The sequence below is a fragment of the Mesotoga sp. HF07.pep.5.2.highcov genome (assembly GCF_003666285.1).
Lineage (GTDB): Bacteria > Thermotogota > Thermotogae > Petrotogales > Kosmotogaceae > Mesotoga > Mesotoga prima.
Map to the genome: position 1 here is coordinate 1 of NZ_JFHJ01000091.1, position 801 is coordinate 801.

The 801-nt window shown below is 46.7% G+C and carries 1 protein-coding gene; it reads left to right on the forward strand.

Annotation, left to right across the window (positions count from 1 at the left end; all coding sequences use genetic code 11):
* Positions 1 to 212 precede the first annotated feature (212 nt).
* On the forward strand, positions 213 to 801 hold a 589-nt coding region (locus BG32_RS01595), incomplete at its 3' end, for an ABC transporter substrate-binding protein (RefSeq protein ID WP_183084260.1).

Sequence of the window (801 nt, forward strand, 5' to 3'; positions counted from 1 at the left end):
GCTTCCTGCCGAAGGCAGCATTGTTTCTTATGTCCCTTCTTCCTTCGTTGGCAGGCCGTTCTTTTCCAAGAAAGTTGAGAAATGTTATGGCAGTTTCAAGTCATCGTAATGGTATAATCTCATCAAGACATACAATTCATCCAACTTTCTTTTGAATCAACAAAGGCAAACGTTTTCCAAAATCACACATCTTTCAAGGAGGTTTCTTTGCAATGAGAAGATTTCTTATTTTGTTTACTGTCATCTGCGCTGCCTTTTCGGTAACCCTTCTTGCCGCTGATTCTTTCACAGTTTACACGACTCTCGAGGAGCTTGCTGCAAAGCAGCTGTTTGACAAGTACGAGGAAGTAACCGGCATAAGGGTTGACTGGGTAAGACTTTCCGGTGGAGAGGCCGAAGCGAGAATGGAAGCGGAAAAGCTGAATCCACAAGCTTCCATATGGGTTGGAGGAGTGGGACTGAATCATATAAGCGCAAAGCTCAAAGGTCTCACCACGCCTTATTTCTCCAGAGCCGCTGCAAACACGCCGGACCAGTACAAGGACCCTGAGGGCTACTGGATAGGACTTTATCTTGGGCCTCTGGCATTTGCGACTCACAATGGCCGAGCAGCCGAACTCGGTCTAGAACCCCCGAAAGGCTGGTTCGATATAATCGATTCCAAGTACAAGGGTTTGATAAGGGTTGCAAATCCAAATACGTCAGGAACGGCTTACAACCTCATAACCTGCATGATTTCCCTCTTCGGTCGTAATGAAGACCTCGCATTCCACTATCTGAAGAAGCTGGACGAGAACATCG